14 protein-coding genes are annotated in these 13,794 nt (G+C 65.3%); 4 read left to right on the plus strand and 10 right to left on the minus strand.

What is annotated here, in order from left to right:
* Positions 1 to 136: 136 nt before the first annotated feature.
* Positions 137 to 463, minus strand: a complete 327-nt coding sequence (locus tag QM672_RS07960) for a hypothetical protein (RefSeq protein WP_394314000.1) — start codon at positions 461 to 463, stop codon at positions 137 to 139.
* Positions 464 to 477: 14 nt separating this feature from the next.
* Positions 478 to 699 (minus strand): SlyX family protein, encoded by a 222-nt coding sequence (locus tag QM672_RS07965; RefSeq protein ID WP_068283664.1) that lies wholly within the window; start codon positions 697 to 699, stop codon positions 478 to 480.
* 80 nt (positions 700 to 779) lie between these two features.
* Here QM672_RS07965 and QM672_RS07970 point away from each other — a divergent pair, with 80 nt between their 5' ends.
* On the plus strand, positions 780 to 1,574 hold the full coding sequence (locus QM672_RS07970) for a restriction endonuclease (protein WP_415081785.1): 795 nt from the start codon (positions 780 to 782) through the stop codon (positions 1,572 to 1,574).
* Between the two features lie 57 nt (positions 1,575 to 1,631).
* Here QM672_RS07970 and QM672_RS07975 read toward each other — a convergent pair whose 3' ends face one another.
* The 3 genes from QM672_RS07975 to QM672_RS07985 all read right to left on the minus strand — a co-directional run bounded on the left by QM672_RS07975 (position 1,632) and on the right by QM672_RS07985 (position 5,585).
* A complete protein-coding gene (locus QM672_RS07975) occupies positions 1,632 to 2,609 on the minus strand; it encodes a C45 family autoproteolytic acyltransferase/hydolase (protein ID WP_415081787.1) in 978 nt (325 codons plus the stop codon).
* 189 nt (positions 2,610 to 2,798) lie between these two features.
* Complete coding sequence (locus QM672_RS07980) at positions 2,799 to 4,250, minus strand: biotin carboxylase (protein WP_311934144.1); 1,452 nt, start codon at positions 4,248 to 4,250, stop codon at positions 2,799 to 2,801.
* A gap of 399 nt (positions 4,251 to 4,649) precedes the next feature.
* Entirely contained in the window at positions 4,650 to 5,585 is a 936-nt protein-coding gene (locus tag QM672_RS07985; protein ID WP_415081789.1) for an AraC family transcriptional regulator, read from the minus strand.
* A 240-nt stretch (positions 5,586 to 5,825) separates the two neighbouring features.
* On the opposite strand from QM672_RS07985, the gene QM672_RS07990 reads away from it, so the two are divergent.
* Positions 5,826 to 7,100 carry an MFS transporter gene (locus tag QM672_RS07990; RefSeq protein WP_311934142.1) on the plus strand — a complete coding sequence of 425 codons (1,275 nt, stop codon included), beginning with the start codon at positions 5,826 to 5,828 and terminating at the stop codon, positions 7,098 to 7,100.
* Positions 7,101 to 7,155: 55 nt separating this feature from the next.
* On the opposite strand, the gene QM672_RS07995 is transcribed toward QM672_RS07990, so the two are convergent.
* A complete protein-coding gene (locus QM672_RS07995) occupies positions 7,156 to 8,247 on the minus strand; it encodes a citrate synthase/methylcitrate synthase (RefSeq protein ID WP_415081792.1) in 1,092 nt (363 codons plus the stop codon).
* Positions 8,248 to 8,350: 103 nt separating this feature from the next.
* Here QM672_RS07995 and QM672_RS08000 point away from each other — a divergent pair, with 103 nt between their 5' ends.
* Complete coding sequence (locus QM672_RS08000) at positions 8,351 to 9,523, plus strand: citrate synthase (protein WP_415081794.1); 1,173 nt, start codon at positions 8,351 to 8,353, stop codon at positions 9,521 to 9,523.
* A gap of 190 nt (positions 9,524 to 9,713) precedes the next feature.
* Here QM672_RS08000 and QM672_RS08005 read toward each other — a convergent pair whose 3' ends face one another.
* A complete protein-coding gene (locus tag QM672_RS08005; RefSeq protein WP_415081796.1) occupies positions 9,714 to 10,193 on the minus strand; it encodes a GNAT family N-acetyltransferase in 480 nt (159 codons plus the stop codon).
* A gap of 136 nt (positions 10,194 to 10,329) precedes the next feature.
* On the minus strand, positions 10,330 to 10,569 hold the full coding sequence (locus tag QM672_RS08010; protein WP_415081798.1) for a hypothetical protein: 240 nt from the start codon (positions 10,567 to 10,569) through the stop codon (positions 10,330 to 10,332).
* 253 nt (positions 10,570 to 10,822) lie between these two features.
* Between QM672_RS08010 and QM672_RS08015 the strand changes: the two genes are divergently transcribed.
* A complete protein-coding gene (locus tag QM672_RS08015; protein WP_367623591.1) occupies positions 10,823 to 11,209 on the plus strand; it encodes an NUDIX hydrolase in 387 nt (128 codons plus the stop codon).
* A 153-nt stretch (positions 11,210 to 11,362) separates the two neighbouring features.
* On the opposite strand, the gene QM672_RS08020 is transcribed toward QM672_RS08015, so the two are convergent.
* The gene (locus tag QM672_RS08020; RefSeq protein WP_415081800.1) at positions 11,363 to 12,577 is read right to left on the minus strand and encodes a lipase family protein; all 1,215 of its coding nucleotides are present in this window, start codon (positions 12,575 to 12,577) and stop codon (positions 11,363 to 11,365) included.
* Between the two features lie 199 nt (positions 12,578 to 12,776).
* On the minus strand, positions 12,777 to 13,700 hold the full coding sequence (locus QM672_RS08025; RefSeq protein ID WP_367623589.1) for a DMT family transporter: 924 nt from the start codon (positions 13,698 to 13,700) through the stop codon (positions 12,777 to 12,779).
* Positions 13,701 to 13,794 lie beyond the last annotated feature (94 nt).

Raw genomic sequence — 13,794 nt, forward strand, 5'->3', positions numbered from 1 at the left:
CTCTAACTCTTTGGTTCGACGCGTCTTTGCGATTCTTGGTGATTCCACCAAATCGCAAAACGCTCCAGCCGGCTCTTGGAAACAGAGCGTTTGCAGGCGAGGAAGAGCCGGCTGGAAGCCGGCGGTCCCAGGGACCCTACTCTTCCTTCTTGGCCTGGCGTTTCTTGGTGCGACGGCGCTGCTTGCGCAATTCGGAGCTCTCATGCACGCCAAAAGTCGAGACTGGCTTGCGCTTGCGCGAATCGGCCCTCTTCTCCGCCCGTGCCTTGTCCTTCAGCAGCGCCTTCACCTGCTTGAGCTGCTCCTGCGTGAAGAAGACTTCCCGGCCCATGGCGGTGAAGAAGCCGTGCTGGCGCGCGACATTGGCGAGCGGCTTGGCTTCCACGCCCAGAAGGCGGGCCGCTTGAGCAAGCGATATCGGGGCGGAGGATTGCGGATCTTCGGTCACGGTCGGTTCCGGCATGATTGTCTCGATCCTCAATAGTGCGGCGGTGGCGGTTCGGGCAACCCGGCGAGATCGGCCCGTTGCTCGCCGATCTCGACGCGATCCTGGAGCTGGACGAGCAACCGGTTCAGCGCCTCGATCTGCTTCCATTGCGCAATGATGGCCTGGTTGAGATCCTCGATGGTCTCGTCCTGGAAGGCCACACGTGTCTCCAGCGCATCGATGCGGGCGCTGAGCGTTTCGATCTCGGTCATGGCCATTCCCATATCCGTTTTGCCGTTCATTACCGGCCCCATCCAACCTCTTGGCAAGAACTTTGCGCTAGAACCAGCCCATGTTTCGGGGATTCGGCATATTTCGCGCGTCGACATGGGTCAACCTGACCAAATTCGCGATCGTCTTCATCGTCGCGATGAATCTGGCGCGTCTCGACCGCCTGACGGGCATCGCCGCCGGCCTTGCCCTTGCCGCCCTCGTGCTGGTCTGGCTGGCGACCCGGCTCGGCCTGCTGCCCGTCGGCGGCGACAGCCCCGAATGGCGGCGCCTGATCCGCCGCCACGGCCCGGCCCTGACCAAGCGCTATCGCCAACTCGTGCGCATCAATGCCTATGGCGCCGAGGAGTTCGACAAATGGCGGGATGAACTGGTGCGCTTTCGCGAGTCGACCAAGCTCTCGCTCGATGAGAAGGACATCGCCCGTTTCGACGCCCTGGCCACCCGCATGGTGAGCAAATGGGCCTCGGCCCAGCCCGATGCACGCATCCCGGAAGCGATGGAGGAAATCACGCCGCAGGATTACGAGCATCTCTGCGCCGATCTCCTGCGCAAGGCCGGCTGGGAAGCGGAGGTGACGGGGCAGTCGGGCGATCAGGGCATCGACATCCTGGCGCAGCGCCACGACATGACCGTCGCCCTGCAATGCAAACTCTATTTCGGCAATCCGGTCGGCAACAAGGCGGTGCAGGAAGCCCATGCCGCCGCCGGCTATGTCGACGCCGATTACGCCGTGGTGGTCTCCAACCGGGATTTCACCAACTCGGCCGAGCAGCTCGCCCGCAAGCTCGGCGTGCTCCTCGTCCATCATAGCGAACTGCCCGACCTGGAGACGATGCTGCAACCGGCACGATAGGCTTCTTCACCCTCCCCTGGAGGGGGAGGGTGAAAATGCTGGCTTCGAAGCAAGCGATCAATCCGGATAGCTGACCTGGAACTCGATCTGGCCGTAATCCTGGAAGGTCCAGTGCCTTGCGGCCTGGCCGGGCCAGAGCAGGGTGACGGCGCCGGCGGTCGGGCGGTAGCAGGCCGTGTAGACCGTGCCGAAGCCCTGCGCGTAGCTGGTCGCCAGCAAGGGCGGGGTCAGGAAGGCGGCGGCCAGGCCGGCGCCGTCGAGTCCGGGATCGGCCAGGATCCGCTCCAGGGCCTCGGCCCGCTGCACCGTACGCGAGAGGCGGCCATGCCTCGGCCATTCGACGCCGAGCTGGTGATTGGTGGTGAAAGCCTTGCCGGAGACGATCGCCGGCCGGTCGGGCGAGAGATAAACCGTTTCAGAGCGCCCCTGGCGGTCGAGCACCGTGACATTATAGGCCATGTGGCAGGGAACCGAGCGCAGCGCCTCCACGGCCTGATAGGTATCGGAGCAGACCTCCAGGAGATAGCGCACGATCATGGGCGCGCCGAATCCCCGGCCCGCCACTGCACGCCCGCCAAAGGTGAGCGAGACCACGAGGCCGGCATCGTTCATGCCGTCGGCGAGGCCGGACAGGCCGTCCACCATGCCGATGACGTCCCGGCTGCGCCAGCGCGAGCGAAGCAGCGTGCCCTCGTTCAGCTCCGGCGCCAGATCGTAGTTGCGCACCAGGATGGGGCCTTCAGCATCGACCAGCACGGCCTGGCTGCAATGGACGAGATAGCGCGGCGGAGTCCAGAAGCTCAGGAAGCGGGCGACATCCTCGTCCGACGGCACCGCCGCCACCAGTCCGGACCACAGCCCCTCCATTTCCGGCATGAAGCGCCGCACGGCGCGTGTCGCATCGGTGAGGCTGGGCGCCTGCGCGCCGCCCCGTTCCAGAAACCATTGTCGCCACCCCGGCCAGCCGGCCTGGAACACCGCGTTCCAGGCCGGTCCCGGGCCTTGTTCCCGCAAGCTGCGGAACCCTACGTTCATTTTTGTCCACTCATGCCGTCAAAGCCTGCCTCGAAGCTCTGGGCGAGTTAAAAATAGCCCGGATTGTCATGCCCGGGCCTGTCCCGGGCATCCAGCGGCCCCGTCTTCGATGCTCGGTAAGGCTGGATTGCCGGGTCAAGCCCGGCAATGACAAAGGTCGAGTTCTTGCAACCAATCTGGTCAAACCCCTCAAATCCATTTGGCCGAGGCCATGTCCACCGGCGGCACGATGGCCGTCATCGCGGACAGGGGAACCGACTCGAATTGCGCCTTGATGCCAGCGTTCCATTTCTTGGCACGCGCCAGCAGTTCGCGGCTGTCCGATTGCATCCGGCCTCGCGCCAGCAGACAGCCCATGTCGGCGCCATGGTAGCAATATTCTCCCACGCCGTACACGCGCATGTAGAAAGCCTCGTTCTCGTCACCGACGCTGGTCAAATCGAGGGCGGAGCGCTGATAGGCGATCTCGCCGCGATCGTTCATGCGCCAGATGCCCGATTGCGGCACGCGCGTGAGCAGCTCCACCTTGTCCTCGGTCTGCTTGAGGATGAGCTGGGTCCAGTGGTCATATTCCTTCCAGCGGCTCTGCACCGCCTCGACGTCGAGGTCGTAATCGACATCGAGGAATTCCAGCAGGTGGAACAGGAAGAGCGGGCAGCCGCCATAGATGGTGGTGATCAGATTGGTCGGCGGCGAGGCGCCGGAGACGCGCGGATTGAGCTCGCCCAGATAGACCTCATGCGTATCGGTATCGAGCAGGAAGTCGCAGCAGAACACGCCGCGATAACCCTCGGCATAGAGGCGGTCGCCGAGCTTGCGCGCCATTTCGCGCACCCGGTCCGGCGCATCGCCCGGCAGGATGGTGGGCGAGACGTCATTGCCGCACCAGCCGCCCTTATAGGGCGTGATCTCGGCAAAGCCGGTGATGTCGGTCATCACCGGGCCGACCAGCGTGCCGTGGCGGGTGCAGCAGCCCTCGATGGTACCCGGAAGGTGATTGATGCGCTTCATCACCTTCAGTTCCTGGCCGATGATCTTGGCGGCGTATTTGTCCCAGTCGGCCTGGCTCTTGACGAAGAAGGTGGTGCGCCCGCTATCCCCGTAAGGCGTCTGCACCACGAGGTCGCTGCCGAGCCCCGCGGCGGCGGCGAGGGCTTCGAGTTCCTGATAGGTCGAGGCCAGGCCCATGGTGTTGGGCGCGCTGGCCACCCCGGCCTCATTGCCGAGCCGCGTCGTCTCGATCTTGGAATCCAGCCGCGTGCGCAAGGCGGCCTTGGGCAGGGCGACATCGACGCCGGCCTCGGCGCAAAGCTCCTCGGTCTCCTCGTCGAACATCACGAAAATGGCCTTGCCGCGCGGCTTCTTGCGGATGCGGGCCCGGAAGGCGGGATGCGCCACCAGATAGTTGGCGACATCCTCCATCGACTTGAATTCGACCGGCCCGGTGCGCGGCGGCACGAAGACCCGAGGGTGCCTGCCGTCGAAAATGTCGAAGTAATTGATGAATTCCAGGCCGCCCACCCACTCGTCGAGCCCGAGCAGGTTGAAGGGCGTCGGCGTGACGACATAGATCGGCGTCTCGTTCATGCGCAGGAAACGATAGATGTCGCTGAGGCTGCGCAGCTTCTCACGTCCACTCATGGTGGGGATCCCATTCTCTGCAGGGTTTGCCGTTATTGGAGGGCCTGTAGGGCCGAAGAGGCGAAGCGCGGGGCTCGAAGAGCGCACCATCGTCCCATGCGATATCGGCGAAGGAAAACCGGCGAGACGTAAAATGAGCGTTTGTCTCAGGCGCCCTTGCCACACTCCAAACGGCCGCAGCGTGCTTGCGACGGTTCAACCAGGCGACAACAGGCTCATCAGCCGGCATGAGGCTCCCTTCTGTGGGGCGACGTCCTCTGTGCCAAATTTCTGACACACTTCCAGCAGGCCGGCAACCGGGCCGAACGGATGCACGGAAGCGATGCTCCCGGGCCTCGCTGATATATCACGACGAAGCCGGGGAAGGCTGGTCGCGCCTCTCTGCGCGGCTGCCTGCGCTTACGCCCGCGCGAGAGGCCCTTCCGTGCGCAACGCCCCCGGCGGCCTGCCTGTCACGCGCTTGAAGGCGCGGCTGAAGGCAGCCTGCGAGGCATAGCCGAGACGCTGGGCGGCGGTATCGATCGACATATGGTCGCGTCCGATCCATTCGGCCGCCAGGCGCATGCGCAGCTCGGTGACATAGCGCAGAGGCGTCTGGCCGGTCACCGCCAGGAAGCGCTCGGCAAAGACCGAACGCGAGGCTCCCATTTCCTGGGCCAGTTCCGCCACCGTCCAGTCCCGGCCGGGGTCACGATGCATGGCGCCGATGGCGCGGCTCAGACGTGGGTCACGCAGCGCGTCCAGCCAGCCAGCCGTCTCCCCGCAGCCGCACTCCACCCAGCCGCGCACGATGGAAGCCGATACCACATCGGCCAGCCGCGCCAGGATGCCCGCCGAGCCGACCCGCTCCGTCAGCACCTCGCGTTCCATCGCCCGCAACATCGGCTCGATTTCCGGCTGGCGCTCCAGGAGCGTGCCGACCAGCATCACCTCCGGCATCTGGGCGACCAGCGGATGCATGCCGCCGAGATCGAACTCCATGCAGCCGCTGAAGACATGCGCATGCTGGCTCGGGCAGGTCTCCTCGACGCAGGCCGAAACGGCGCTGACGCTCTTACAGAGCGGGACCGCCTCATAGGCGCCGACATCCTGGCTCGGCAGGTCCGGTGCGGAAACGAGACAGTGTTCCCCGCCGCGTGGCAGCAGCACGGCATCGCCGGGCCCGAGAGCGTGTACCGCCCCGCCGGCCATGCGCAGATAGACCGTGCCGCAGGCGACGAAATGGAACTGGGCCCGTCCTTCGACCGTGCCGAAATGCACGCCGAAAGGGGGTGCAGCATGCAGGCGCCGATATTGCACGCCATTCAGCCGCATCCCGAGGAGCAGTTCGCTCATCAGGTCGGCCGGCGGGTTATCACGACGCACGCGCTCAAGTCCGGACGAATGGTAAATCATTTCGGATTTAGTGACATGGATCGTCCGAGATGTCCACCCTATGTTGCTGCAACGCAATAGCGTTTTGCGATTTGGCGGGACACCTAGAATTGCAAAAACGCGCCAACCCAACCCGTTGGAGCAAATCAGCGTTCCGCCTGAACGCGTTTTGCTCCAGGTCACTTCGACAGGAAAAGACAGATGAGCGAAGCGTTGGAGAGCGCCTCGACGCTTGACGCGATCGAACCGGATCGCGGCCCGAATCGGGCTTTCAGGGATAATCCCGCCGCACGCGCGACGTCAGCACCCGGATCGCAGAACGCCCTGTGGGGCGCCGTGGTCTCCATGATGCTCGGCGTCTTCGGCCTGGTCACGGCGGAATTCCTGCCCGCCAGCCTGCTGACACCGATGGCCCGCGATCTCGGCGTCACCGAAGGCGTGGCCGGGCAGGCCGTCACCGCAACCGCCACGGTGGCCCTGATCACCAGCCTGCTCGTGGCGACGGTGACCCGGCGCCTCGACCGCCGCATCGTCCTGCTGGCCTTTTCGATCCTGCTGATCGCCTCCAACCTGCTGGTCGCCTCCGCTTCGAGCCTGCCGGCCCTGATCGCTGGACGGGTGCTGCTCGGGATCGCCCTCGGCGGCTTCTGGACCATGTCAGCCGCCACGGTGATGCGCCTGGTGCCGGAGGCGCTGGTGCCACGCGCCCTGTCGATCCTGTTCAGCGGCGTCTCGGCCGCGACCGTCTTTGCCGCTCCCGTCGGCAGCTATGTCGGCGACATCGCCGGCTGGCGCGCCGTCTTCCTGATGGCGGCCGGCCTCGGCGCCCTCGCTCTGGTGGTGCAGTTCACCACCCTGCCGCGCCTGGAGCCGCGCGGGCATGCCCGGCTGAGGACGCTGTGGGAAGTGCTGATGCGGCCGCAGATCGGCCTCGGCATGATCGCGGTCACCCTGGTGTTCACCGGCCATTTCGCCTTCTTCACCTATATCCGGCCCTTCCTGGAAACGGTGACGGGGGTCGGCATCAGCACGATGTCGGCCATCCTGCTCGGCTTCGGCATCGCCAATTTCCTCGGCACCTTCCTCGGCGGCTTCCTGCTGGAGCGCAGCCTCCGGCTGACCCTGGCCGCGATGCCGCTGGCGATGGGCGTGCTCGGCCTGATGCTCGCCGGGCTCGGCAGCGCACCGGCGGCGGATACGGTGCTGATCGCCCTGTGGGGCCTCGCCTTCGGCGCCGTGCCGGTGGCCTGGACGGCCTGGATCACCCGCGCCGTGCCGGACGAAACCGAAAGCGGCACGGCGTTGATCGTGGCGGTGATCCAGCTCGCCATCGCTCTCGGCGCCGCCGGCGGCGGCACGATCTTCGACGTCAGCGGCGCGAGCGGCGTGTTCGTCGCGGCAGGCCTGGTTCTCCTGCTGGCCGTCCTGCTCATCCTGGCGGGCGTACGCTCACGCCTGGCGACGGCGACAGCCTGAAGTCAAGCAAAGCTTCGAAAGCGGGCTCCGTCGCCGGAGCCCGCTTTCGTGCGTTTCAGGCGGCCTGGTCCGGCCGCGGGCCGACATAGCGGGACTGCGGCCGGATCAGCCGGCCATAGAGCACCTGCTCGCGGGCATGGCCGACCCAGCCCACCACCCGCCCGGTGGCAAAGACGCTGGTGAAGCTCTCGCGCGGGAAGCCGAGGGCTTCGAGCAGCAAGGCCGTGTAGAACTCGACATTGATCTGCAGCGAGCGGTCCGGCTTGCGGCGGGCGAGAATGCTGGTCGCCGCCGCTTCCACATGCTCGGCCAGAGCGAGGCGGCCCGTGTCGTTCCTGCCCGGACCGAACAACGCCGTGACGGCCCGCTTGAGGGCCTCGGCCCTGGGGTCGCGCACGCGGTAGACGCGATGGCCGAAGCCCATCAACCTGTCGCCCCGATCGAGCGCCGCTTCCAGCCAGGCCTCGGCCGTCTGCGCGGCGGCAATGCCGTCGAGCATGTCGAGGACCGGGCCCGGCGCCCCGCCATGCAGCGGCCCCTTCAGCGCGCTCAGCGCCGCCAGCACCGCGGAGGTCAGGCCGGCCTGCGTGGAGGCGACCACCCGGGCGGTGAAGGTCGAGGCATTGAGGCCGTGGTCGCTGACCGTGACCAGATAGGTATCGAGGGCGGCGGCAGCCTCCGGCCGTGGCACGGCCCCATGCAGCATGCGCAACATGTCGGCGGCATGACCGGCCTTCGGATCCGGTGCGACCGCCGTCTCGCCCCGCCGCTGCCGGATGATGGCCGGGGTGAGCACCGCCGGCGCGGCGATCAGCCGAAGCGCCAGGGCAAGATCCTCGCCGTCCGCAAGCCGGGCTATGGCAGCGCGCAGGGCTTCGGTGGCCGGCAGATTTGCATCCGGCAGGCCTTCGGAGACCAGCATCTCGAAGACTTCTCGGCGAGCCATGCCAAGGCGAGGCGCCAATTCCTTCGGGCCGGGCAGATCCTCGAAGAAGCCGTCGAGCAGGATGCCGACCAGTTCCTCATAACCGACATGGCCGGCCAGATCGTCGAGCGAATGGCCGCGAATGACGAGCCGGCCGGCGAGGCCGTCCACATCCGACATCACGGTCTCGGTGGCAATGACATCGTCCAATCCATTGTTCATCGCAATCTCCTCAATGAAACCCGTATTGCGGCAAGCATGCTGACGCTTTAGCATTGACGTCAATCTTGATTAAAATCGTCAACATATCTGTCCGGTTGCACCGATGCCCTGGATCACTTCCGAAGAAGCTCTCGCCCTGCTCAAGGTCCAGCCGCAGACGCTCTACGCCAATGTCAGCCGCGGCAGGATCCGGACCAGGCCGCATCCGCAGGACGTACGACGCAGCCTCTATCATGGCGAGGACGTCAAGAGGCTGGCAGGGCGCCATGCCGGGCGGCGCAGTGTGGCCGATGTCGCCGCGCAAACCATCTCCTTCGGCGAGCCCGTACTGGCCTCCGGCCTTTCCGCCATCGCCGATGGCCGCCTGTGGTATCGCGGCGAAGACACCGTCCGCCTGTCGGAGCAGGCAGGCCTCGAGGAGATCGCGCGGCTGCTCTGGCAGGTCGGCAAGGTCGACCTCGCCTTCCCGCCGACCGTCAAGGGCACGCCGATCCCGACCAATCCCTTCGAAGCCGCCCTGCTCGCTTTGGCGCGGCGGGCCAGCCACGACTTCCCTACGGGCGGGCGCTCCCATGCCGTGCTCTGCCGGGAAGCGGCGGGGCTGGTCGGCACCATGGCAGCCGCCATGCTCGGCGGCGGTTCCGATGGTACCTTGCCGTTACACCAACAGGCGGCACTGGCCTGGCAGGCGCCCGATGCCGCCGATCTCATCCGGCGCGCCCTGGTCTTGCTGGCCGATCACGAGCTGAACGCCTCGACCTTCGCTGCCCGCACGGCAGCATCGACGGGCGCTCCGCTGGCCGCCGGCCTGCTGGCGGGGCTGGGCACCCTCGCCGGCCCGCTGCATGGCACGGCCGCGGTGAGCGTGCAGGCCCTGGCCGAGACCGCCCATCGCATCGGCGCCCGTCGCGCCGTGCATGACTGGCTCTCCCGCGGCCATCGCCTGCCCGCCTTCGGTCATCCGCTGTATCCCGACGGGGATCCCCGGGCGACCGCCCTGCTGGCCTGCTTCTCATGCAGCGAGATCTATGAGGGCATCCGCGAAGCCGTGGCAGAACATAGCGACGAGCCGCCGAATGTCGATTTCGCCCTCGCGGCCCTGGCCGACCGCCATGGCCTGCCGGCGAGTGCGCCCTTCACGCTCTTCGCTTTGGCTCGCTCTGTCGGCTGGATCGCCCATATGCTCGAGCAGACGGCCCGGGGCAGCCTGATCCGCCCCCGCGCCCACTATGATGGACCGCCGCTGAACATGGCGGCGGCGGTGGAAACCGCCTGACCCTCGCCGGCAGACCGGCTTTTGCGACAGCAGGCGTCCCCTGTTCCGCAAGCATCAGCGCCGTCTAGAGAAAGTGCGATTTCGTTGAATCGCACTTTCTCTCTAACCTTTTGTTCTAACGCGTTTTCTTAATCGAAAAGTCTATCAACTTTTCTTGAAAAACGCTCTAGCCGGGTAGCGGCGCCAGGCGTCAGCTGGGCGCAAAACGCTTTGAAATGCTTTCGGCCCCAATGCGATAGTCGACAAAGCCAATGCTGGCGTAAAAGGCCTGGCCGCCTCCGTTCTCCTTGCGGATGGTGGCGTCGATGAAGCGCACGCCCGCCGCCTTGGCGGCTCCCGCCGTCTCCCGGAACAAGGCACGGCCGATGCCCCTGCCATGCGCCGCCGGCGCCACATAGGTCGCGATGACCGCCCAGTCCGCCGGCAGCCGATCCTCGCCGGGCCAGTCCGGATCGCACCATTCGAGAGCCTGGAAACCCAGGATCTGCCTATTCTCCACCGCCACGAAGCAGCAGATTCCACGCAGGACGGCGATGAATTCGGCGCGGATGCGGTGCTCGTCGAAGGGCCGGCGATGCGCCGTGGTTCCACCGATCGCGATGATCTCGTTGATGAGTCGGGCCATCGAACCGGCATCCTCCGGCAGGGCGATCCGGATATTCATGGACATAAATAGCTCGCTTTCGGTCGAATCGAGGCTCCTCGCCGCACCCTATCCGGCCGATCCTGTTCGGCAAAGGCAGTCGCCCCGATGTGTCCAACTGCGGCCGGTCCCGGCCGAATGGCAGAGGGCCGGGACGGGCCGATCAAGCCTGGTCCTGGAACTCGATCTCCGCCAGGGCACGAAGCTCGGCTTCCTGCCCTGGATAGGCGGCGGACGGCAGGTCCTGCAGCGTCAGCCGCAAGCTCGCCATATGCAACAGCTGCTGCTGCCTCGGCGTGAGCTTCTCCAGGTCGAAAAGCAAGGCGATCCCGTCGCGCAGCCGACGGTCCTGCTCGCTGGCGTCCCAGCCGCTATAGCGGAGCCATTCCTCCTTGGGATCCATTGGCAGATCCTCCTTCTGCAGGCCGCCGGGAAAGATGGCCGGTACCTTGCGGCATCGCGCTGCGGCTTTCGTACAGGGCGAAAACCGCACCATTTGGGCGTTGTAACCGGCAGACTGCTTTTTGATCGTCACATGTTGCCAAAACAACAATCAAGGTCGAATATCTGACATAATATGTGCTCTTTTGCGCTATAGTGTCAGGACAATGACCAAGAAGGACAAAAAGAAACGCCAGCCTGATATGCGGCATCAAGTGGGTGCCCTTCCCGTGCGCGAACGGGACGGGCGCCTGGAAGTGTGCTTGATCACCACGCGCGAGACCAGCCGTTGGTCGATCCCGAAAGGATGGCCGATGAAGGGGCGCAACGATTGGGAAGCCGCACGAATCGAGGCAGAGCAGGAGGCCGGGCTGGTCGGGACCGTAGGCGAAAAACCCTGCGGCAGCTTCATCTATTGGAAACGCCAGGCTGAGCACTTCGATCTTGTCGAGGTCTGCGTCTACCCTCTGCATGTGAATGCGACCTTGCCGACCTGGAAGGAGATCGGCCAGCGCCAGGTGCGCTGGGTCCTGCCGGCCGATGCGGCCCTCGTCGTCGAGGAGCCGGGACTGTCCTCGTTGTTGCAGGGAATGAAACGCTGAAGCGTTTCGCGCGTCGCCATCGGGGGCACCGGTTCAGTGCAAGTGACCGGCAGGCGAGCCAGTGCTATCGACTCACTCGATAAGCCCAGTCTGCGATCTCCTGGTTTTCGAGCAGATATGGGACGGCCAGGGGCGGCATTCCGCGTACCGGCCTCATGGTATCCCGGCACAGGCACTTTGTGCTGGAACGCCCTTGAAGCGATCGGCGAACCAGTCGGGAAGGGCCGCGACAGCGACGGGCACGATGTTTTCGTGGTCGAGGCCCTTGCTCTCGCGGTAGTCGACTGTCACGCCCTGCTGGCAAAGATCCCGGGCAACCTTGCGGTTGAGCTCGACGGGCACGGCAATGTCCTTGTCCCCCTGGAAGAAGACGAACGGCACGTTCCTGACCGGCAGGAAGGCATCGTTCGCTTCCAGCCATTGGCGCCAGGGCTTGCCCGGCTGCAGGCCATCGCGATTGGCGAAGAGCGTGGTCGGCTTCCCCTCCGTCTTCTCCGCGATCGCCCAGCAGCCCGCGCTCAGATGTTCGAGCATTTCCAGTCCGTCGGTCGACAGCACATCCCGCAGCGCGAGTTCGGGATGGCCGACCCGCAGGCCGACCATGCGGGAGATATAATAGCCACCCGTGGCTGTCGTGGTCAGGTCGTATTCGGTCAGATCCCAGTGCCGGGAAGCCGGGGCGATTTCCCCCGCGCCGAGCAATTCGAGCTCGGGGGCGTAGGCCTGCTGGAGATGGGCAAGCCAGAGCGATGTCTGCCCGCCTTGCGACCAGCCATATTCGACGAAGCGCGGCCCGGCATCCGCGCCGGGAAACGTCTGGGCAAGGCGTACCGCGTCCAGGGAGGCCTTGGCCTGGGCAGCGCCGTTGAGATAGGCCGTGGAGCCGGGCGTGCCCAGCCCCTGGTAGTCGCTGGCGACGACCACGAAGCCCTTGTCCAGCATCTGCTCCAGGGCGGGGATGCGAATGCCCCATTTGTCGACGAGGCTGCGCCGGGAGGGCGCGCAGCTATCCTGCATGCCGGCCGTTTCGTGGTTCCAGAGCACGAGGTGCCCAGGCTGCTTCCTGGAGGCGGCTGGCAGGTAGATCTCGCCGGACACATAGGTAAGCTTGCCATCGGCCCCTTCCGTCACATAGACGACGTTCCAGGCCTTGGCGCCCTTTGGAGCGTCGAAACGTTGCTGCACCCAATAGATGTCACCGCGCTTGGCGCCGGCCGGCACCTCGGTGGGCACGTCGTCCCAGAAGGCTGACCCCTGAGGACCGGTCCTGGGTTCCATCGAGGAAGTCGGAGCTGCTGCGAGCGGGCCGGCCGCCAGGGCCGACAACAGCAAGGCTCCGATAACCGCAAGGGCATATGACAATTTCATGCGCGCCTCCCCAATCTGTCTCTTTTGTTTTTCCTCATGGCCTGTTTGGCGGCAGAGGATGCAGAGCTTGGGGGAATGTCGCAGAGGGCGGAAATCGCTACAAATAGTATGTTGGCCGCCAGACATAACCGAAAGGTTATGAGAGACAGACTCACCATTCCTCGAATCGCATGGGCTTGAAGAGCCAAGGCGAGGCTTATCATCCGAGCTTTCGGGCTGGCATCGTCATGGCGACGACACCGACGACCACACAGGCCAGGCCCGCCCAAGCCGTCGAGGATAACGTTTCTCCAAGAAACAGGACGCCGATCGCAACACCGATCGGCACCCGAAGATAAGCCTGTGCGGTCGTGCCGACGGAACCGAGCGTTTGCACGAGCCGGAAATAGATCACGAAAGCCACAGCCGTCGAGAAAACAGAAAGCGCAAGGAGAGCCAGCACGGAAGTGGCACTGGGAGCCAAGGTCCAGGGGCGATCGACGATGAGACTGGCCGGCACCAGGACCATCGCGCCAGAGACCAGCGAGCCGGCGGCCGGTATCATCGGATCGAGCCCCCTGAAGGACTTGCTGAAGATCGCGGCGCCGGCATAGCAGAGCGTGGCGGCGACGATGGCGAGCTGCGCGCCCATTTCATGCCCGAAGCCGCCGAGCGCCTCCACGCCGACGATCAGGCAGGTTCCGATCAGCCCTGCCGCAACGCCGAACAGCTTGCGGCCGGTGACGGCTTCGTGGCGGGTGAGCGCCGCCGTCAGCAGGAAGGCGAAGATCGGCGAGGTGGAATTCAGGATCGTCGCAAGGCCCGCATCGGTCGTCTGTTCGGCCCAGGCGATCAGGGTGAAAGGCACGACGCTGTTGAGGCAGGCCTGAAGAGCGAAGCGCTCCCATATCCGCCGATCCGCCGGCAATCCCAGCCCGCGCAGCCGGAGGACGGCGACGAGAATGGCTCCTGCAATCAGGGTCCTGGCGGCGATCAGCGTGACCGGTGGAATGGTTTCGACGCCGACCTTGATAAAGGCGTAGGACGCTCCCCAAAGGGCAGAAAGCGCCAGAAGCAACACCGGTTGGTTTGCCATGTTCGCCATGCCGGCCATCGCGTTCCCGTTCTCATCGAGGCTGTTCATGCCCTCCTGCCTAGCTGGAACCGCAGCCGAATGTTTCGGTGCTCACCGAACTGTCGAGCACCGATAGTCACGTTTTGTTCTCATTTTGCTTGGC

It is taken from the genome of Labrys sp. (in: a-proteobacteria), assembly GCF_047605565.1.
In the GTDB taxonomy this organism is placed as follows: Bacteria; Pseudomonadota; Alphaproteobacteria; order Rhizobiales; family Labraceae; genus Labrys; species Labrys neptuniae.

Excerpts from the sequence above, each read along its gene's own strand:
- QM672_RS07980 (WP_311934144.1), bottom strand. The coding sequence starts at position 4,250 with ATGAGTGGACGTGAGAAGCTGCGCAGCCTCAGCGACATCTATCGTTTC.
- QM672_RS07975 (WP_415081787.1), bottom strand. The coding sequence starts at position 2,609 with ATGAACGTAGGGTTCCGCAGCTTGCGGGAACAAGGCCCGGGACCGGCC.
- QM672_RS07970 (WP_415081785.1), top strand. The coding sequence starts at position 780 with ATGTTTCGGGGATTCGGCATATTTCGCGCGTCGACATGGGTCAACCTG.
- QM672_RS08000 (WP_415081794.1), top strand. The coding sequence starts at position 8,351 with ATGCCCTGGATCACTTCCGAAGAAGCTCTCGCCCTGCTCAAGGTCCAG.
- QM672_RS08005 (WP_415081796.1), bottom strand. The coding sequence starts at position 10,193 with ATGTCCATGAATATCCGGATCGCCCTGCCGGAGGATGCCGGTTCGATG.
- QM672_RS07995 (WP_415081792.1), bottom strand. The coding sequence starts at position 8,247 with ATGAACAATGGATTGGACGATGTCATTGCCACCGAGACCGTGATGTCG.
- QM672_RS07965 (WP_068283664.1), bottom strand. The coding sequence starts at position 699 with ATGACCGAGATCGAAACGCTCAGCGCCCGCATCGATGCGCTGGAGACA.
- QM672_RS07960 (WP_394314000.1), bottom strand. The coding sequence starts at position 463 with ATGCCGGAACCGACCGTGACCGAAGATCCGCAATCCTCCGCCCCGATA.
- QM672_RS08025 (WP_367623589.1), bottom strand. The coding sequence starts at position 13,700 with ATGAACAGCCTCGATGAGAACGGGAACGCGATGGCCGGCATGGCGAAC.
- QM672_RS08010 (WP_415081798.1), bottom strand. The coding sequence starts at position 10,569 with ATGGATCCCAAGGAGGAATGGCTCCGCTATAGCGGCTGGGACGCCAGC.
- QM672_RS07990 (WP_311934142.1), top strand. The coding sequence starts at position 5,826 with ATGAGCGAAGCGTTGGAGAGCGCCTCGACGCTTGACGCGATCGAACCG.
- QM672_RS08020 (WP_415081800.1), bottom strand. The coding sequence starts at position 12,577 with ATGAAATTGTCATATGCCCTTGCGGTTATCGGAGCCTTGCTGTTGTCG.
- QM672_RS07985 (WP_415081789.1), bottom strand. The coding sequence starts at position 5,585 with ATGAGCGAACTGCTCCTCGGGATGCGGCTGAATGGCGTGCAATATCGG.